This window comes from Bradyrhizobium sp. SZCCHNR1017, assembly GCF_032381375.1.
GTDB lineage: Bacteria > Pseudomonadota > Alphaproteobacteria > Rhizobiales > Xanthobacteraceae > Bradyrhizobium.
The window spans coordinates 36,908-55,233 of record NZ_JAUHIR010000006.1; the positions used below are offsets into that span (position 1 = coordinate 36,908).

Consider the following 18,326-nt stretch of genomic DNA (forward strand, 5'->3'; position numbering starts at 1 on the left):
TCAATGTGGAGGACGCCCTTGCGCATCGCCGTGCTCGGCGGCGGCCCTGGCGGGCTGTATTTCGCCTATCTCTGGAAGAAGCGGCACCCCGCCGCCGTGGTCGATCTGTTCGAGCAGAATCCGGCCGGGGCGACCTGGGGCTTTGGCGTCGTGTTCTCCGATCAGGCGCTCGAATTCCTGCGCGCCGACGATCCCGACACCGTGGACGCGATCGCGCCGCACATGGAGAGCTGGCGCAACATCACGCTCAATCTGCGCGGCGAGACTGTCGAGATCGACGGCGTCGGCTTTTCCGCGATCGGCCGGCTCGAGCTGTTGAAGCTGCTGCAGGCCCGCGCCGAGAGCGTGGGCGTCGTCGCCCGCTACGGCACGACCATCCAGTCGCTGGACCAGCTCGCAGGCTACGACCTCATCGTCGCTGCCGACGGGCTGAACTCGCTGGTTCGCCGCAGCTTCGAAGGCGATTTCGGCTTCTCCGTCTCCTACTCCAGCAACAAGTTCGCATGGTACGGCACGTCGAAGACCTTTGCCACGCTGTCGCAGACCTTCGTCGCGACCGACCGCGGCAGCTTCAACGCGCACCATTATCGCTATTCGCCGGACATGAGCACGTTCCTGGTGGAATGCGATCGCGCCACGTGGCACGCCCATGGCTTCGCCGAGATGTCGGTCGATGAATCCCGGCGCGTCTGCGAGCAGGTGTTCGCCGCCACGCTCGATGGTCACGCGCTGGTCTCCAACCGATCGGTATGGCGCAATTTCCCTTGGGTCTGGAATGAGCACTGGTGGCACCGGAACATGGTGCTGATCGGCGACGCGCTGCATACGGCGCACTTCTCGATCGGCTCGGGGACGCGGCTGGCGATCGAGGATGCGATCGCGCTCGCCAAGGCGCTCGATGCCGAGACCAGCCTCTCGGACGGCCTCGCCCGCTATCAGGCCGAGCGCCAGCCGATCGTGAAGAAGCTGGTGACGGCGGCCCGGACCAGCAGCGACTGGTATGAGTCCTTCCCGGCTCACATGACGCTCAGCCTGTTGGATTTTGCCTACAGCTACATCACCCGGTCCGGGCGCATCGATGATACCAGGCTGCGCGCGATGGCTCCGCAGTTCATGGCCCGCTACGAGGCATCTCGGAACACGGGAGCACGCGCATGACGAGAGAGATCGCCGACCAGGTTCCGCGCGACAGCGCCGGCGCGCGCGAGATCGGCTTCGCAATTCCCGCCCGCTACAATGCCAGCCGCGTGCTGTTCGACAACCTCGCCAAGGGCAACGCCAACAAGACTGCGCTGATCGGTCCGGCCGGCCAGCGCAGCTATGCCGAGCTGTGTGCCGACGCCTGCCGTTGGGGCAACGGCTTCACCGCGCTCGGGCTCAGCCGCGGCGACCGGGTCCTGCTGTTCCTCGACGATACACCGGCCTATCCGGCCGCGTTCTTCGGCGCAGTGCGCGCCGGCTTCGTGCCGCTGCTGATCAACACATTGACGCCGCCGGATCTGCTGCAATTCTATCTCGCTGATTCCGGCGCCAAGATCGCGGTCGCCGACGCCGAGTTTGCCGCACGGTTCGATGCACAGGCCTGCGCCGAGACCGCGCTGCGCACACTGGTCGTCGTCAATGGCGAGGCGCCGGCCACCGCCGTCGCAACGACGGTCGCGGTCGATGCGTGGCTGCCCAACTTCACCGATCAGTTGGCGGAGGCCGACACCCACCGCGACGAGATGGCATTCTGGATGTATTCGTCCGGCTCGACCGGACGCCCCAAGGGCATCGTCCATCTGCAGCACGACATGGCCTATAGCGAGCAGGCGTTCGCCCGCAACGTGCTGCGGCTCAAGCCGGACGACATCTGCTTCTCGGTGCCCAAGATCTTCTTCGCCTACGGCTTCGGCAATGCGATCACCTTTCCATTCTCGGCCGGAGCGACGACGCTGCTGCTGCCCGGCCAGCCGAAACCCGCCGCCATCTTCGATGCGATCGGCCGCTTCCGACCGACCGTGTTCTTCGGCCTGCCGACGCTCTACACCGCGCTCACCAAGGCCGAGGGTGCGAAGCAGGCCGACGTCTCGTCACTGCGGCTCGCGGTTTCCGCGGCCGAGGTGCTCTCGGCCGAGGTCTTCAACGGCTGGAAGAGCCTGACCGGCTTGGAGATCGTCGAAGGTCTCGGCTCGACCGAGGTTCTCCACGTCTATCTCTCGAACCGCGAGGACCGCAAGAAGCTCGGCGCCGCCGGACTGCGCGTTCCCGGCTACGAGATCGCGCTGCGCGACGGCGAAGGACGCGAGGTCGCCAACGGCGAAGAGGGCATTCTCTGGGTACGCGGCGACTCCAATACGCCGCTCTACTGGAACCGTCCGGACAAGACCGCGGAGACGATCCGCGATGGCGGCTGGATCTACACCGGCGACCGTTTCGTGCGCGATGCCGACGGCTTCCATTTCTTCCGCGGCCGCGCCGACGACCTGGTCAAGATCTCCGGCCAATGGGTCTATCCGCTCGAGGTCGAGCTCTGCCTCGCCGAGCATCCCGATATCAGAGAATGCGCCGTGTTTGCGCACGAGCTGCCGGATCGTCGCATGAGCCTGAAGGCCGTGGTGGTCACCAACGGCGGATCCCCCGACCAAATCCCGACCGTCAAGGCGCTGCAGGACTACGTGAAGGCGAAACTGCTGCCCTACAAATATCCGCGCGAGATCGTCTTCATCGACGAATTGCCGAAGACGGGCACCGGCAAGATCGATCGTCAGGCGGTGATGCGGCTGTGAGCCTACGCCTTGCGCCCGACAACCGCGGAGTTCCGCGATCAGCCGGTCTTGCCGAGATGCTCCAGCGCATCCTCGGCGCGCAGCGGCACCCGCGACACCTCGTTGTTGAGATCGACGAGCTGCGCCAGCAGCGCCATCAGCATCTTGCGATCCGGGGCCTTCAGGGGCGCCAGCATGCGGGCCTGGGCGCGATCGACCGCCGGCATGATCGCACGGAGAAGGGCTCCGCCCGCCCTGGTCAGATAAAGCAGCTTGACGCGCTTGTCCTCGGCCGACGGCCTGCGCTCGATATGGCCCTTGCTCTCCAGCCGCTCGATCACGCTGCCGAGCGTCGAACGGTCGAAGGCGATCACCGCCGACAGCCTGGTGGCATCGATGCCCGGGTGCGTCTGGATCGCGACCAGCGCCGCATATTGCACCGGCGTCAGGTCGAACTCGCGGCACTCCTCAACGAAGATGGACACGGCAATCTGCTGCATCCGCCGGAACAGATAGCCCGGCTTGGTGTAGACTGCGTCCATGGTGATGTCGGCCGGCCTACTCGGCATCGGGCTGACGCTCCGGAGCAGCAGCGGCGAAGGCCGGCAGCGCCTTCGCCGCGGCTTCGGCCTGCAGCAGGCGCGGAAACGCTGCGACATCGACGCCGAAGCGGCGTGCATTGCCGAGCTGCGGCACCAGGCAGAGATCGGCCAAGGTTGGCGCCGCACCGAAGCAGAATGGGCCGGGCTCATGCTTGATCAGCGCTTCGCAGGCAGCGAGCCCCTCGCGGTTGGCCCAGCCGGCCCAGGCCGCGACCTTGTCCTCGGGCAGGCCGAGCTCCCGGAGCCGCGCCAGCACCTTCAGGTTCTGCACCGGATGGGTGTCGCAGGCGAGCACCTGCGCGAAGGCGCGGACCTGGGCGCGTCGCAACGAATCCTTCGGCAGCAGCGGCGGCTCGGGATGAGTCTCGTCGAGCCATTCGATGATCGCAAGCGACTGGATCAACGTGGCGCCGCTGTCGTCCTCGAGCGCCGGGACCAGACCCTGCGGGTTGAGCGCGAGATAGGCGGGCGCGCGCTGCTCGCCCTTGCGGAGGTGATGCGGCAGATGCTCGGCCGTGAGACCCTTGAGGTTGAGCGCAATCCTGACGCGATAGGATGCGCTGCTGCGGAAATAGCCGTGCAGCTTCATCATGGCAGTCCTCCCGATGCGACAGCTCTGGTTGTATTTGACGGTAATCAAATTGGCAGTATACTGTCAATCAAGAACGACATCTGATCATGGGAGGCGCGCATGGCCGCGGTTTCGACACCGGAGCGCGAGGCGTTCTACAAGAAGATCGACGGCGAAAACATGACGGCGCTGTGGACCGTGATGAGCGATCTCATCACGCCCGAGCCGAAGAGCGCCTGCCGCCCGCATCTGTGGCAGTTCGCGGCGATCCGCGACTACATGGTCGAGGCCGGGCGGCTGATCACGGCGAAGGAAGCCGAGCGGCGCGTGCTGATCCTGGAGAATCCGGGACTGCGCGGGCAGTCCAAGATCACCACTTCGCTCTATGCCGGCGTTCAGATGGTGATCCCAGGCGATGTTGCGCCCGCCCATCGGCACAGCCAGTCCGCATTGCGCTTCGTGCTGGAAGGCAAGGGAGCCTTCACGACCGTCGAGGGCGAGCGCACCCTGATGGAGCCGGGCGACTTCATCATCACCCCGTCGATGACTTGGCACGATCACGGCAATGAGACCACCGAGCCGATGTTCTGGCTCGACGGCCTCGACATTCCCCTGGTGCAGTTTCTCGACGCGTCGTTCGCGCAAGGCGCGCAGGAGGACCAGCAGAAGGTCGCGCGCCCCGCGGGCGACAGCTTCGCCCGCTACGGCCACAATCTGCTGCCGGTCGATGCGAAGCGCAAATCCAGGACATCGCCGATCTTCAACTATCCCTACGCCTATACACGCGAGGCGCTGGAGAACGCGAGGCGGAGCGAGGAATGGGACGCCTGCCACGGGCTGAAGCTGAAATTCTCCAACCCGGAGACCGGTGATTTCGCGATGCCGACGATCGGCACCTTCATCCAGCTGCTGCCGAAGGGCTTCAAGACTGCGCGCTATCGCTCGACCGACGCGACCGTGTTCACCGCGATCGAAGGCAGGGGCCGCACCCGCATCGGCGGCCAGACCTTCGAATGGGGCCCGCGCGACCTGTTCGTCGTTCCGAGCTGGCAATGGGTCAGCCATGAGCCGGACGAGGATGCGGTACTGTTCTCGTTCTCGGATCGCCCGGTGCAGGAGAAGCTCGACTTGTTCCGGGAAGACCGCGGCAACGCCTGACACCGCCGGATCAACGCCAGCGCAGGAGCCGCGCTTCGAGCATGCTGATCAGCCGGCCGACGGCGAGACCGAACAGCGACAGGATCAGGATCCCCGCCATCAGCTGATCGGTCTGCATCAGATTGCCGGCCTGCAGCACGAAGGTGCCGATGCCGGTCTCGGCGCCGATCATCTCCGCCGAAACCACGAGCATCAGCGCGACCGACGCGGTGATGCGGAAACCGGCGAGGATCGACGGCAGCGCGCCGGGCCAGATCACGCGGCGGACGATGGTCGGGAACGGCACGTTGAAGCTCTGCGCCATGCGGATCAGGTTGCGCGGCACCGCATCGACGCCGCTATAGACCGAGATCGTGGTCGAGAAGAACACGCCCAGCGCGATCGTCGCGATCTTCGGCTGCTCGCCGATGCCGAGCCAAAGAATCAGCAGCGGCAGCACGGCGATCTTCGGAATCGGAAACAGCGCAGAGACGAAAGTGATGCCGATGCTGCGCGCAATGCGCCAGAGGCCGATCGCGAAGCCGACGACGATGCCGGTGGCCGTGCCGAGCGCCCAGCCGGATACGATGCGCACGAACGATGCCGAGACATGCTGCCAGAGCGCGCCGCTTTCGGCCAATCGATACAGGGCGCGCAAGATCGTCAGCGGCGCCGGCAGGAACAATGGGTTGACCAGTGCGAGGCTGCCGATGAGTTGCCACAGGCCGAGAGCCGCCGCGAGCGCGAGCCAGCCGGCCCATCGGCTTGCGGCTGGCGTGAAGCCGCCGCCCCGGAACGGCACTTTCCGGCTCTGCTTGCCGACGACCTCAGGCGTTCCGGCCGGGGAGCGTTCAAGCATTCTGAACCTCGCGCTCGGCATCGATTGCCTCGGTCCGGATCAGCCCCCAGAGCTCGTTCTGCAGGTCCAGCAGTTGCGCGCGTACTCCGGCATCGCCGCGGCTGCGCCGCGTCGCCGGGACGCTGACGACCTTCCGGATGCGGCCGGGACGACGCGACAGCACGACGATGCGGTCGGCGAGCCGCACGGCCTCCTCGAGATTATGCGTGACATAGACCGCGCCCATGGTGCCGTCGGCGAGCAGATCGACGAAGTCCTCCATCAGCAGCTCGCGGGTCTGCGAGTCCAGCGCCGACAACGGCTCATCCATCAGCAGGATCGCCGGGCGGACCGCCAGCGCCCGGGCAATCCCGACCCGCTGTCGCATGCCGCCCGACAACTGCTTGGGATAGACGGTCCGGAAGTCTGCCAGGCCGGTTCGCCGCAACGCATCGTCGACGGCGGCGGCGCGCTGCTGCGTCGACAGGGATGTATGGAGGAGCGGAAAGGCAACATTGTCGGCGACGCTTGCCCACGGCAGCAGCGCGAAGTCCTGGAACACGAACGTCAGGGGATTGAGGCTGCCGGGCGGCGGAGCTCCGCGCAGCACCGCCTGTCCCTTGCTTGGCTGCAACAACCCTCCGAGGATTGCCAGCAGCGTGCTCTTGCCGCAGCCGGACGGCCCAACGAGGGCGACCACCTCGCCGGCTCCGACCGTGAACGACACGCGGTCGAGCACATCGAGCGCGTCGAAACGGTGGCTGATGGTCTCGGCGATCAGGTCCATATCAGGCGATCCCGCTGCAGGCCCGCGCTGCGCCTGCCTTCATCAATCCGGCTTCACGAAGTCTTTGGCGATGATCGCGGCCGCATCATAGCCCTGGTCGGCGAACCCCTGAGCCTGCAGCCATTTGATCTGGCTCTCGATGTTCTTCACATCGAGCTTGCCGTCGGGATCGATGTAGGCGCAATTGCCCACGACCTGCTCGACCGGCAGGTTCGTGTACTTGCCGATGATCTCGAGCAACGGCTTGGTCTTGTCGTCGATGGCGGCGGTGCCGTCCTTGACCGAGGCGAGCACGACATCATGATACTCGCGCTCGGCGCGCTGAAGCGACGCCAGCAGCTTGCCGACCAGCGCCGTGTTGGCAAGTGTCTTCGGCCCCGCGAACACGCCGCTGACCTGCCACGGCGTCTCGTCGCCGACCCAGCCAAGATGCTTGACGGCGCCCTCCTCCATCAGCTTGCGCGCCACCGAAACCGGCATCAGCGCCGCGTCGACGGTTTCCCCTTTGATGGCCGCCGACATGTTGGACATCGACTGCAGCGGCACGATCTTCACGTCGGCGAGCTTGAAGCCATATTTATCGGCCAGCAGCCCCACCGAATAGTGAAAGCTCGACCCGACCTGGGTCATCGCCACGCGTTTGCCGGCAATGTCCTTCGGCGTCCTGAGACCTGCCTCATAGGCCTTGTTGCTGGCAAAGTAGCCAATCAGCGGAAAGCCCGGGCGGTCACGGCTCATGCCGGCGATGATCTTCAACGCGCCCTTGCCTGCGAGGTTATACAGTCCTGCGGTGAAGGCGGTCACCCCGACGTCGACGTCGCCGGTGGCCGTCGCCACGGCGATCGGTTGCGCTGCATCGAAAAACTTCAGCTCGACGTCCAGTCCAGCTTCGCGGAAGTAGCCTTTGTCCAACGCGATGAACACTGGCGCGGACGAGGACAGCCGGAGAACGCCGATCCGGAGCTTGGCGTCGTCGGCCAGCGCGGTGCTGATCGATACGAGGCTCCAGAGCAGCCCCAGGACGACGCCAACGTATCGGAACATCACACTCTCCAAGATCTGGCGACCCGCACACCCGGCCTCACCCACGACGCCGACTTGTTGCAATATTTCGCGCTTGATGTCGCGCCAAATTTTCGGGAGTCGGGAGATCGCAGCCTCAGAGGCCGGGCGTCTTGCTCCAAGCCTCCTCGTCCGTCACGGTAACGCGTATTGAGCTAAACGCCCTTGCAATCGGCGGTCCGGTCCTTTGCCGCGACCGTGAGCTTCCTGCAGGGGCCGTGAAACGTCTCGATCTCCTTCAATCCGTCCTCTACACGGACCGACATGGCCGGCAGGCTCGCCGCGCCGAGGGCCAGCAGCCAAACGGATGAAGCTGTCTTTCTCATCGCGATCTTCTGACAAAGTGGATATTGCCGAGCGGGCCGGATTTGTCGCGTGGACTGTACGATGGCGGGTGACGACCGGCGACGCCGCGACGAACTCTCCTGCTGGCCCATCCTGCTTGTGCGCAGGGGTCACGGCCTCAGAAGGTCTGCATCACCGGCTTCTCGCCATTGGACAGAAATAGCCCTTCAAAACGGCCGATCTCGCTGTCGGCTGTGCATTCGAGCAGGTCGGGTCCCTTGAATGGATTGCCGTGGCGGCATTGCCCCTTGGCCGTCACCTTGTTGATCGTCTTGCGACTTTGGCCAATGATCATCATGTCGACCGGCGTGACGAACTTGTCAGGCCCCGGTTGCTCTTGCAGATCGCCGCGGTTCGAGAACGTGACCACGCTGCCGTCGAGCAAGGTGAAGTAGAAGCCGGTGCGCTGATCGTCATAGTCGGTATTGAGCAGCGCGCCCTTGCATTCCGAGCTGCGATCCTTTCCCGCGACGATGAGCTTCTGGCAAGTTCCCTTCACGACCACCATGCCGGTCAGCCTGGCATCGGCGAGCGATGGAGCTGCAGAGATCATCAGCACGCCAAGCGCGCACACCGATAGCGCCACCACTGCTGACTTCATCGAACCCCCTCCCTACCTTTCAATATGACTATGCCTCAACCTCCGGTGACAGAAAAGTTCTGTTTTTGTTCTCATGCCATTTTTCTCCGAAGGAGGCGCTAGGCGCGTCAGCCGGCACACGCTTCGAGAGTCTCCAGCCACGCCGCAAACGCCTTCGTCAGGTCCTCCATGACGGCCCGATCATTCCGGCCGGAGCGCGCAGGCACGTGGAAGGCGTGGTCGGCCTGATCGATCCAATGCAAGGTCGCACGCGGTCCCAGCCGCTTCACGACGGGCGCGAGCAGCTCCATCTCCGCCAGCTTGTCGCGCGTCCCCTGCAGGAACAGCATCGGGACCTCGATCGCATCGAGATGATCGGCGCGCGCGATGGAGGGCTTGCCGGCGGGGTGAAGCGGAAAGCCGAGAAAGGCGAGCCCGGCTATGCCTGGCAGCGGCGCTGCACTCTGCGCCTGCGACGTCATGCGCGCCCCGAACGACTTGCCGCCCGCTACGAGCGGCAGCCCCGGACAGAGCCGCGCGGCCTCCGCCGCGGCAGCCCGCACCGCGGCGTGAGCGAGCGCGGGCGGATCAGGGCGCTTGCTGCCCTTCTCCATATAGGGAAACTGGAAGCGGAGCGTCGCGATGCCGCGCGCGGCAAGGCTTGCGGCCGCTTGGTTCATGAAGACGTGGGTCATGCCGGCGCCCGCGCCATGGGCGAACACGAAACAGGCGCGCGGCCGCGGCGGGGCCATGAACAGCGCGGACACGATGTCCGCGCCGTCGACGGGAAACGCAAGGGAACGCGGCTGGTGCTCGGTCATGCGCCAGAGTGTGAGCCTGCGTCCCCTGCGTCAACTCCACTCGCCACCGGTTTGCGGCTCACGCCGCCGTTCGGATCGTCTGCAGGAAGTCGGCGACATTGCTCTTCAGCGAAGCGGCCTGCTGCTGCAGCGCCGCGGCCGCCGCCAGCGCAGCTTCAGCGCCGGCATCGGTTTGCCCGGCCACGTTGCGCACGTCGCCGATCTCCTGCGTGACCGCCGCCGTACCGCTGGCCGCCTGCTCGACGTTGCGGGCAATCTCGCTGGTCGCCGCCCCCTGCTGCTCAACCGCGGCGGCGATCGCATTGGAGATCTCGGCAATCTCCCGCACGGTCGTGCCGAACTGGGCGATCGCGCCGACCGTCTCCTGCGTCGCGCTCTGGATGGTCGCGATCTGGCTCGAGATCTGCTCCGTCGCCTGCGCGGTCTGCGACGCCAGGTTCTTCACTTCGCTCGCGACGATCGCAAATCCGCGGCCGGCCTCGCCGGCGCGCGCCGCCTCGATGGTGGCGTTGAGCGCCAGCAGGTTGGTCTGGCTCGCGATCGCCTGGATCAGCTGCACGATGGTGCCGATCCTCTCCGCCGCGCTGGACAGCCCGTCGATCAGCTCGGATGTCCGCTGCGTCTCGTGCGTCGCCCGGGTCGACACCGTGACCGAGCGCTGGACCTGGGAGGAGATCTCCCTGATCGAGGCCGCGAGCTCCTGGGTCGCCGAGGCCACGGTCTGCACATTGACGGAGGCCTGCTCGGCCCGGCTGGCGACCGCTTCCGCAAGGCCACGGCCGCGTTCGGCGACGCGCGCCAGCTCGCTGGCGCTCTCGCCCATCTCAGTCGCACGCCCGCCGACGCCGGTGATGACACCCTGCATGCCCTGCTCGAATCGACCAGCCAGATCGGACATCATGCGGGCGCGCTCGGCCTCCGCAGCTTCACGCTGTGCCGCAGCCTCCTGCTCCATGCGGCGCACGGCAAGCGCGTTGTCACGGAAAATCTCCACGGCGCGCGCCATCCGGCCGATCTCGTCGCGCTGCTCGCCGCCGGGAATCGGCTGATCCAATTCGCCGGCCGCCAGCGACTGCATGCGGTCGGTCATGCCGCGGATCGGGGTCGACACGCTGGCGCCGATCAGCCAAGCCAGCACCGCTCCGAATATCACCGCTGCGGCTGCGGTCACGATCACGGTCTGCTTGGTATCTTCGACCGCGACGCCGGTCCTCGCGGCCTGCTCTGCACGCGCGGTACCAAGCTGCCGGTTGATCTGGCTGACCTGGGTATCGATCGAGGCGCTCGCCTTGGCGAGCTCCGCCTGCTTGGCGCGCAGGTCAGCGGCCACCTTGATCACCTCCTCGAGCGCGGCGGCATCCGCCGTGAGAGCCTCTTTCAGCGCAGCAACCAGCGCCTTCAGCTTGGCATCATCGACACCCGCGATCTCGCCCTCCGTATCGGCAATCGCGAGCTTCGCATAGACGAAGGTGAGCCTGGCATCGTCGGCATCGCCATTCGATAACGTGTTGGTATAGCGCATCACCGCAATGCGAACCGCGTCGACGACGCTGGCCAGACGTAACGGATTCATCAGCGGCTCGCTGCCCACACGATTGGCAAGGGCAACCTGGATGCCGCCCATGTTGATGCCGGCAACGGCGCCCAATGCGTCGGTCTTGGTCGTCGCCGCCCGCAGGCGGTCCACGGCCTCGGCTGCGGCAGCGAACGACGAGCGGTAGGCCGCCAGCGCGTTCCGTACCGGCCCAACGCCGTCAGCCAGCACCTTCAGTCCGCCGGACTGCTTCTCGACCTGATCGGCGAGACCGCCGACGGCGTCGATGGCCTTGCTGGCCGCATCCTTGTCACCGACGTTCCAGGTCCGGACGAATCTCTCGACCGCGCCGTTGGCGCCGAGCAGCGCGGCACGCACCTGCGACATGCCGGCGTCCCCGGCCGCGCTGGTAACGAGTTCATCCACGGTGCCGCCGATGCGGCCGACCTGGACCATGGCGAAGCCGCCAAGCAACACCAGGAAGCTCAGGATCAGGGCGAAGCCGCCGAAGATGCGCGGGCGGACGCCGATCCAAGACATCAGAGAAGACAATTTCATCGATTTGCCCGGCTGTTTCACGGAGTGGACCTGATGGTGGCGAGCAGCTCCTTGCCGAAGCGCTTCTCGAAGTCGGCATCGAGCGGCCTGACCGCATCGACGAAGGTCTTGCGGTCGAACGTCTCGATCACCTCCATGCCGGTCTTGCGCAACTCATCGAGCTTCTGCGCATCGAGCTGGGCCTGCCAGGTGACCTCCGCAGCCGCCTTGGCGGCGGCAACCAGCGCATCACGATCCGCCGCATCGAGATGGTCGAACATCGCGCGGTTGGCGACGAAGGCGATCGGCGCGAAGAAATGCCCAGTGAGCGTCAGATATTTCTGCACCTCGTCGAAGCGATTGGCCGCGATGGTGGCAACCGGATTTTCCTGACCGTCGAGCCGACCGTCCTTGAGCGCGGCATAGACCAGCGGGAAATCCATCGGCATCACGTCGGCGCCGAGCGCCTTGAAAGTCATCTGGTAGACCGGATTGGGGATCACGCGGATCCTGAGTCCCTTGACGTCATCGACGGTACGGACCGGGCGCTTCGAGTTGGTGAGATTGCGAAAGCCCTGCTTGCCCAGCGCCAGCAGCACCAGTCCCTTGTCGGCGAACTTGGCGCCGATCGCGGCGGCGACCGGCCCTTGCGCAACCGCCTTGGCATGCGCAGTGTCGCGGAACAGGAACGGGATGTCGAAGACGCCAAGCTCGGGGACCACCGCGCTGGCGATGCCGCCGGACACCACGGCCACGTCCACTGCGCCGCTCCGGGTTGCAGCCAGCACCGCCGCCTCGCTGCCGAATGCGTTGCCCGCACGCTCATCAATGATGAGCCGCTTGCCGGCCAACGCCTGCAGCTTCACGCGAAATTCGTCCGACCCGACCTGCTGCGGGTTCTGAATCTGCGAGTTGTAGACCAGCGACACCATTCGCGGAGACGCCGTCGCCGCTTGGGATCCGAGCAGGGTTCCCACCAATGCCAAGAAACAAAATTCAAGCAGCTGTCTGCGCATAAAACACCGGGCTGTTTTTCCTCGATGCACAACTAACAGCGAGATATGGTTAAGATGTTAAGATGCGATTCCCGTCTTGCCCGCTCCAGCCATTCACTCGCTGATAGTCGCATGCGAGAGAGCCGTAAAACTACGGAGCGCCGTCGACCAGTCGATCCGGGCCTGAGGCGCGGCGCGATATCAGATTTCGATTTACCGTAAATAGCGAGACCGGGCCGCTACGCAAGAGCGGCAGGCTCGATCATCGGCGCATGGCCCCTGACAGCATCACTCGCTTGCCGGCAACCGTAGGAACAGCCATCAGCAGCGCGTTGGCGACGTCCGCCGCCGCGATGGGCTTGTAGTTCGCCGGGATCAGTAAGCCGATGATGTTGTTCAGCCTGTTGCCCCATTCCTCGCCCGGACGACTCGGCTGTCCGAGCTCCGCCCGCGGGCCGACTAGCAGCGAAGGCCGCGCGATCACCAGTCCCTCGAAGGGCAACGCGGTCAGATCGTCCTCGAGCTCGCCTTTCACCCGGCTATAGAAGACGCGCGACCTGCTGTCGGCGCCCATCGCGCTGACCAGACCAACGCGCCTGGTGCCGCTCGCGAGCGCGGCCTTGGCGACGGCGAGGTTGGCGTCGTGATCGATGGCGCGGAAGGCGGCCTGGCTTCCGGCCACCTTGATCGTGGTCCCGAGAGCCAGATAGAGCTCGTCGGCCGGCGGCAGGGACGGCAGCGCGGTGAAATCCACGACATGCGCCGTCAGCTTGGGCGAATGGTCAGGCGGCGCGCGGCGGCCGACGACATGCACATGATCCACGGCCGGGTCGGCAAGCAGACCGCGAAGCAGCTCCCGTCCCACCAGCCCAGTCGCGCCGGCAATGATCACGGTCCGGTTCGTCATGCGCGGCCCCCACTCACAACTCGCCGCCCAAGGTAAGCCTGGCCGCGGAGATAGGGAAGACCGCAACGACACGACGCCGAATGCCATGGCGCCCCAGAAATGACGCCGCAGACGAGACATTCCCTCCGCGGCGCCTCGTCACCATTCGCCTCAGGCGCCCTTGCGCCGCTCTGCGGCCTTGGCCATCGCCGCGGCGAACGCGCCGCCGCCAGACGGCTTCTCCTCACGCGAGGTCATGCGCCCCGCGGGCGGGCGTGCGCTGGTCCGCTTCTCGCCCTTGGCCGGCAGCGGATCGGACAGCCGAAGCGTCAGCGAGATGCGGTTGCGCAGCACATCGACGTCGAGCACCTTGACCTTCACGACCTGCCCCGGCTTCACCACCTCGCGCGGATCGTTGATGCGCTTCTCCGACATCGCCGAGATGTGGATCAGGCCGTCCTGGTGCACGCCGATATCGGCGAAGGCGCCGAACGCCGCGACGTTGGTGATAGTCGCCTCCAGGATCATGCCGGGCTTGAGATGGGTGATCTTCTCGACGCCCTCCTGGAAGGTCGCGGTCTTGAACTCCGGGCGCGGATCGCGGCCGGGCTTCTCCAGCTCCTTGATGATGTCGGTCACGGTCGGGACGCCGAAGCGCTCGTCGGCGAATTTCGCCGGATTAAGCGTCTTCAAGGTTTTGGTGTCGCCGATCAGCACCTTGATGTCGCTCTTGGTCGTCTCGAGAATCTTCTTCACGACCGGATAGGATTCCGGGTGGACACCGGAGGCATCGAGCGGGTTGTCGCCATCGCGGATGCGCAGGAAGCCGGCGCACTGCTCGAACGCCTTCGGTCCGAGCCGCGGCACCTCCTTGAGCTTGTCGCGGGTCGGGAACGGACCATTGGCGTCGCGATGCGCGACGATGTTCTGCGCCAGGCTCTCGCCGATGCCCGACACCCGCGCCAGCAGCGGCGCCGAGGCGGTGTTGAGATCGACGCCGACGGCATTCACGCAGTCCTCGACGGTGGCATCGAGCGCGCGGGCGAGCTCATACTGGTTGAGATCGTGCTGATACTGGCCGACGCCGATCGAGGCCGGCGGCACCTTGACGAGTTCGCCGAGCGGATCCTGCAGGCGGCGCGCGATCGAGACGGCGCCGCGGATCGAGACGTCGAGATTGGGGAATTCCTTCGCAGCGAACTCCGAGGCCGAATAGACCGACGCGCCGGCTTCCGACACGATCGCCTTGGTCAGCTTGAGATCCGGCTTCAGCTTCATCAAATCGTTGACGAGCTTCTCGGTCTCGCGCGACGCCGTGCCGTTGCCGATCGCGACGAGATCGATGCCGTGCTTCACGCAGAGCTGCGCCAGGGTCAGCATGCTTTCGTTCCACTGCCGCTGCGGCTCGTGCGGATAGATCGTGGCGTGATCGACGAACTTGCCGGTGCGGTCGATGACCGCGACCTTGACGCCGGTGCGGAAGCCCGGATCGAGCCCGAGCGTGGCGCGGCCGCCGGCGGGAGCTGCGAGCAGCAGATCGCGCAGGTTCGCGGCGAACACGCGCACCGCCTCCTTCTCCGCCTCCTGCCACAGCCGCATGCGGATATCGAGCGCCAGCGAGGTCTTGATGCGGGTGCGCCAGGCCCAGCGCACGGAGTCCGACAGGAACTGATCGGCCGGGCGGCCCTGGCGCGAAATGCCGAAGGTCACGGCGATACGGTTCTCATACAGCGACGGGTCCTTCGAATCCTCCGGCTCGCCATCGCCGAAATCGAGCTGCAGCACCTCTTCCTTCTCGCCGCGCAGCATCGCCAGGATGCGGTGCGACGGCAGCTTGGTGAACGGCTCGGAGAAATCGAAGTAATCAGCGAACTTGGCGCCCTCGGTCTTCTTGCCATGGCGAACGGACGACTTCACGGCGCCGCGGGTCCACATCTCCTCGCGCAGCGAGCCGACGAGGTCGGCATGCTCGGCGAAACGTTCGACCAGGATCGCGCGGGCGCCGTCGAGCGCGGCCTTGACGTCCTTGACCGGGTTGTCGCCATCCTTCTTGATGAAGGCCTTGGCCTCGACCTCCGGCGCCTTCATCGGATCACCGATCAGCATGTCGGCGAGCGGCTCGAGCCCGGCTTCCTTCGCGATCTGCGCCTTGGTGCGGCGCTTCTCCTTGAACGGCAGATAGATGTCCTCGAGCCGGGCCTTGGTGTCGGCGGTCGCCAGCGCCAGCTCGATCTCGGGCGTCATCTTGCCCTGCGCCTTGATGCTCTCGATGATCGCGGTGCGCCGTGCATCCATCTCGCGCAGATATCGCAGCCGTTCCTCCAGCGTACGCAACTGCGTGTCGTCCAGCATGCCGGTCGCCTCCTTGCGATAGCGCGCGATGAACGGCACGGTCGCGCCGCCGTCGAGCAGGTCGATCGCGGCCTGGACCTGGGCATCCTTGACTGAGAGCTCAGCAGCGATGATGGAGGCAAAATTCGACACGGTGTTCTTCCGAGATTCGTGACGGGGCTGATTGGATAGGAGTGCACGCGCGCCAGCGCAAGCGGCTGGCAGACGCTCTGTGGGCAACCGTGACAAAAAAGACCGGTTGCGAATCATGTAAAACGCTGCCGCGACCGGGCCATCGCGTTGCACATGCGGCGCAAATCACTGATTCTTGCAGGCTGAGGGACGATTCGTGCAGGCCACGGCTGCGACATATCTCGACGATCTCAATCCGGAGCAGCGCCGCGCCGTCGAGCATGGCGGTGCCTGCGCCGCGCCCGGCCCGCCGCTGCTGATCATTGCCGGCGCGGGCTCGGGCAAGACCAACACGCTCGCGCATCGCGTCGCACATCTGCTCGTCAATGGCGCCGATCCGCGCCGGATCCTGTTGATGACGTTCTCGCGCCGCGCGGCGAGCGAGATGAGCCGCAGGGTCGAGCGCATCGCCCGCAAGGTGCTGGGCGGCAAGGCCGAGCCGATCACGGCCGCGCTCACCTGGGCCGGCACGTTTCATGGCCTGGGCGCGCGGATGCTGCGCGACTACGCCGAGCGCGTCGGCCTCGACCCTGTGTTCACGATCCACGATCGCGAGGATTCCGCCGACCTGATGAATTTGGTGCGGCACGAACGCGGCCTGTCCAACACGCAGCGACGCTTTCCGACCAAGGGTACCTGCCTTGCGATCTATTCGCGCTGCGTCAACGCCGACATGCCGCTCGACGAGGCACTGGTGCGGCATTTTCCGTGGTGCGCGGAATGGGCCGGCGAGCTGAAGGGCCTGTTCGCCGCCTATGTCGAAGCCAAGCAGGCCAATGCCGTGCTCGACTACGACGACCTGCTGCTGTACTGGGCGCAGATGATGGCGGACGAAACCATCGCGCGCGAGATCGGCGATCGCTTCGACCACGTGCTGGTCGACGAATATCAGGACACGAACCGGCTGCAGTCGCAGATCCTGCTCGGCTTGAAGCCCGACGGCGCGGGACTGACGGTGGTCGGCGACGACGCGCAGTCGATCTACGCCTTCCGCGCCGCCACCGTGCGCAACATCCTGGAATTTCCCGATCAGTTCAGTCCGCGCGCCGACATCATCACGCTGGACCGCAACTACCGCTCGACGCAGCCGATCCTCACGGCGGCCAACGGCGTGATCGGGCTGGCGCGGGAGCGCTTCACCAAGAATCTGTGGACCGACCGCACGAGTTCGCGCAAGCCGCAGCTCGTGACCGTCAGCGACGAGACCGATCAGGCGCGCTACATCGTCGAGCAGGTGCTGGCGAAGCGCGAGGAAGGCATCGTGCTGAAGCAACAGGCCGTGCTGTTCCGCACGTCGTCGCACAGCGGTCCCTTGGAATTCGAGCTCACGCGCCGCAACATCCCGTTCGTGAAGTTCGGCGGGCTGAAGTTCCTCGATGCCGCCCACGTGAAGGACGTGCTGGCCTGCTTGCGCTTCGTGGCCAATCCGCGCGACCGCATCGCCGGCTTCCGCGTGCTGCATCTGATCCCGGGCATCGGCCCGGCGTCGGCGCAGCGTCTGCTCGATGCCATCAGCGCCAGTGCCGATCCGATCGCGCGCCTGTGCGAGCAGTCCGCACCGGCGCGCGCCGGCGATGACTGGACCGCGTTCGTGCGCACATTGGAGCAGCTGCGCGTCTCGGAATGGCCCGGAGATATCGAGCGTATCAGGCACTGGTATCAGCCGCATCTCGAGCGCGTTCATGAGGATGCGGAGGTGCGAACCGCCGACCTGCTGCAGCTCGAGCAGATCGCGAGCGGCTATCCGTCGCGCGAGCGTTTCCTCACCGAGCTGACGCTCGACCCGCCCGACGCCACCTCCGATCAGTCCGGCGTGCCTTTGCTCGACGAGGACTATCTGATCCTCTCCACCATCCATTCCGCCAAGGGCATGGAGTGGAATTCCGTGCACGTCCTCAACGTCGTCGACGGCTGCATGCCGTCCGATCTCGGCGCCGGCTCCAGCGCCGAATTGGAGGAAGAACGGCGGCTGCTCTATGTCGCAATGACCCGCGCCAAGGACGATCTGCATCTCCTGGTGCCGCAGCGGTTCTTCGTCCACGGCCAGCCGGTGCGCGGCGATCGTCACGTCTATGCCTCGCGCACGCGGTTCATTCCGGAGGCGCTGGTGCCGCTGTTCGAACGCACGAGCTGGCCGCGGGCGCAGCCGGGGTCGGCATATGCGCGCTCCGGGCCGCGCATCGATCTCGGCGCGCGGATGCGCGAGCGATGGCGGTGAGCCAGCGTCGCTGCGACCATATCAACACGACGCCAATCACTGCACTTCTCCCACAAGGGGCGTGCCGGGAGGACGCGCACCGGTCGGGCACGATGGCTTGCTGACATCCCTGGCGACGTGGTCGGTCTGCGCCTCCCCCGCTT

At 65.9% G+C, this 18,326-nt stretch carries 16 protein-coding genes; 4 read left to right on the plus strand and 12 right to left on the minus strand.

Annotated features, from left to right (window positions below; genetic code table 11):
• Positions 1–18 precede the first annotated feature (18 nt).
• Entirely contained in the window at positions 19–1,158 is a 1,140-nt protein-coding gene (locus QW863_RS16585) for an FAD-dependent monooxygenase (protein WP_315715284.1), read from the plus strand.
• The gene (locus QW863_RS16590; protein WP_315715283.1) at positions 1,155–2,768 is read left to right on the plus strand and encodes a benzoate-CoA ligase family protein; all 1,614 of its coding nucleotides are present in this window, start codon (positions 1,155–1,157) and stop codon (positions 2,766–2,768) included. Before QW863_RS16585 ends, QW863_RS16590 begins: the two co-directional genes overlap by 4 nt.
• Before the next feature lie 38 nt (positions 2,769–2,806).
• Here QW863_RS16590 and QW863_RS16595 read toward each other — a convergent pair whose 3' ends face one another.
• Positions 2,807–3,316, minus strand: coding sequence for a MarR family transcriptional regulator (locus QW863_RS16595; RefSeq protein WP_315715282.1), 510 nt, complete (start codon positions 3,314–3,316; stop codon positions 2,807–2,809).
• A complete protein-coding gene (maiA, locus tag QW863_RS16600) occupies positions 3,306–3,938 on the minus strand; it encodes a maleylacetoacetate isomerase (RefSeq protein WP_315715430.1) in 633 nt (210 codons plus the stop codon). Before maiA ends, QW863_RS16595 begins: the two co-directional genes overlap by 11 nt.
• A gap of 102 nt (positions 3,939–4,040) precedes the next feature.
• On the opposite strand from maiA, the gene gtdA reads away from it, so the two are divergent.
• Positions 4,041–5,078, plus strand: coding sequence for a gentisate 1,2-dioxygenase (gtdA, locus tag QW863_RS16605; RefSeq protein ID WP_315715281.1), 1,038 nt, complete (start codon positions 4,041–4,043; stop codon positions 5,076–5,078).
• A 10-nt stretch (positions 5,079–5,088) separates the two neighbouring features.
• Here gtdA and QW863_RS16610 read toward each other — a convergent pair whose 3' ends face one another.
• The 10 genes from QW863_RS16610 to QW863_RS16655 all read right to left on the minus strand — a co-directional run bounded on the left by QW863_RS16610 (position 5,089) and on the right by QW863_RS16655 (position 15,926).
• On the minus strand, positions 5,089–5,916 hold the full coding sequence (locus QW863_RS16610) for an ABC transporter permease (protein WP_315715280.1): 828 nt from the start codon (positions 5,914–5,916) through the stop codon (positions 5,089–5,091).
• Positions 5,909–6,682 carry an ABC transporter ATP-binding protein gene (locus QW863_RS16615; RefSeq protein WP_315715279.1) on the minus strand — a complete coding sequence of 258 codons (774 nt, stop codon included), beginning with the start codon at positions 6,680–6,682 and terminating at the stop codon, positions 5,909–5,911. Before QW863_RS16615 ends, QW863_RS16610 begins: the two co-directional genes overlap by 8 nt.
• A gap of 42 nt (positions 6,683–6,724) precedes the next feature.
• Positions 6,725–7,726 (minus strand): ABC transporter substrate-binding protein, encoded by a 1,002-nt coding sequence (locus QW863_RS16620; RefSeq protein WP_315715278.1) that lies wholly within the window; start codon positions 7,724–7,726, stop codon positions 6,725–6,727.
• A gap of 173 nt (positions 7,727–7,899) precedes the next feature.
• Positions 7,900–8,070, minus strand: coding sequence for a hypothetical protein (locus QW863_RS16625; protein WP_315715277.1), 171 nt, complete (start codon positions 8,068–8,070; stop codon positions 7,900–7,902).
• Between the two features lie 137 nt (positions 8,071–8,207).
• Positions 8,208–8,690: a hypothetical protein gene (locus tag QW863_RS16630; RefSeq protein WP_315715276.1), complete on the minus strand. Its 483-nt coding sequence runs from the start codon at positions 8,688–8,690 to the stop codon at positions 8,208–8,210.
• Between the two features lie 107 nt (positions 8,691–8,797).
• The gene (locus QW863_RS16635) at positions 8,798–9,490 is read right to left on the minus strand and encodes an alpha/beta family hydrolase (RefSeq protein WP_315715275.1); all 693 of its coding nucleotides are present in this window, start codon (positions 9,488–9,490) and stop codon (positions 8,798–8,800) included.
• Between the two features lie 58 nt (positions 9,491–9,548).
• Positions 9,549–11,564, minus strand: coding sequence for a HAMP domain-containing methyl-accepting chemotaxis protein (locus QW863_RS16640; RefSeq protein WP_315715429.1), 2,016 nt, complete (start codon positions 11,562–11,564; stop codon positions 9,549–9,551).
• A 35-nt stretch (positions 11,565–11,599) separates the two neighbouring features.
• Positions 11,600–12,493: a TRAP transporter substrate-binding protein gene (locus QW863_RS16645; RefSeq protein ID WP_315715274.1), complete on the minus strand. Its 894-nt coding sequence runs from the start codon at positions 12,491–12,493 to the stop codon at positions 11,600–11,602.
• A 325-nt stretch (positions 12,494–12,818) separates the two neighbouring features.
• Complete coding sequence (locus tag QW863_RS16650; protein ID WP_315715273.1) at positions 12,819–13,463, minus strand: NAD(P)H-binding protein; 645 nt, start codon at positions 13,461–13,463, stop codon at positions 12,819–12,821.
• Positions 13,464–13,613: 150 nt separating this feature from the next.
• Entirely contained in the window at positions 13,614–15,926 is a 2,313-nt protein-coding gene (locus QW863_RS16655; RefSeq protein WP_315715272.1) for a Tex family protein, read from the minus strand.
• Positions 15,927–16,122: 196 nt separating this feature from the next.
• On the opposite strand from QW863_RS16655, the gene QW863_RS16660 reads away from it, so the two are divergent.
• Positions 16,123–18,183 carry an ATP-dependent helicase gene (locus QW863_RS16660; protein WP_315715271.1) on the plus strand — a complete coding sequence of 687 codons (2,061 nt, stop codon included), beginning with the start codon at positions 16,123–16,125 and terminating at the stop codon, positions 18,181–18,183.
• The last annotated feature ends 143 nt before the right edge of the window (positions 18,184–18,326 follow it).

What these genes read in the sequence shown, in the direction of transcription:
- QW863_RS16590 (WP_315715283.1), top strand. Translation starts at nt 1,155, where the DNA reads ATGACGAGAGAGATCGCCGACCAGGTTCCGCGCGACAGCGCCGGCGCG.
- QW863_RS16595 (WP_315715282.1), bottom strand. Translation starts at nt 3,316, where the DNA reads ATGCCGAGTAGGCCGGCCGACATCACCATGGACGCAGTCTACACCAAG.
- maiA (WP_315715430.1), bottom strand. Translation starts at nt 3,938, where the DNA reads ATGAAGCTGCACGGCTATTTCCGCAGCAGCGCATCCTATCGCGTCAGG.
- gtdA (WP_315715281.1), top strand. Translation starts at nt 4,041, where the DNA reads ATGGCCGCGGTTTCGACACCGGAGCGCGAGGCGTTCTACAAGAAGATC.
- QW863_RS16610 (WP_315715280.1), bottom strand. Translation starts at nt 5,916, where the DNA reads ATGCTTGAACGCTCCCCGGCCGGAACGCCTGAGGTCGTCGGCAAGCAG.
- QW863_RS16615 (WP_315715279.1), bottom strand. Translation starts at nt 6,682, where the DNA reads ATGGACCTGATCGCCGAGACCATCAGCCACCGTTTCGACGCGCTCGAT.
- QW863_RS16620 (WP_315715278.1), bottom strand. Translation starts at nt 7,726, where the DNA reads ATGTTCCGATACGTTGGCGTCGTCCTGGGGCTGCTCTGGAGCCTCGTA.
- QW863_RS16625 (WP_315715277.1), bottom strand. Translation starts at nt 8,070, where the DNA reads ATGAGAAAGACAGCTTCATCCGTTTGGCTGCTGGCCCTCGGCGCGGCG.
- QW863_RS16630 (WP_315715276.1), bottom strand. Translation starts at nt 8,690, where the DNA reads ATGAAGTCAGCAGTGGTGGCGCTATCGGTGTGCGCGCTTGGCGTGCTG.
- QW863_RS16635 (WP_315715275.1), bottom strand. Translation starts at nt 9,490, where the DNA reads ATGACCGAGCACCAGCCGCGTTCCCTTGCGTTTCCCGTCGACGGCGCG.
- QW863_RS16640 (WP_315715429.1), bottom strand. Translation starts at nt 11,564, where the DNA reads ATGTCTTGGATCGGCGTCCGCCCGCGCATCTTCGGCGGCTTCGCCCTG.
- QW863_RS16645 (WP_315715274.1), bottom strand. Translation starts at nt 12,493, where the DNA reads ATGGTGTCGCTGGTCTACAACTCGCAGATTCAGAACCCGCAGCAGGTC.
- QW863_RS16650 (WP_315715273.1), bottom strand. Translation starts at nt 13,463, where the DNA reads ATGACGAACCGGACCGTGATCATTGCCGGCGCGACTGGGCTGGTGGGA.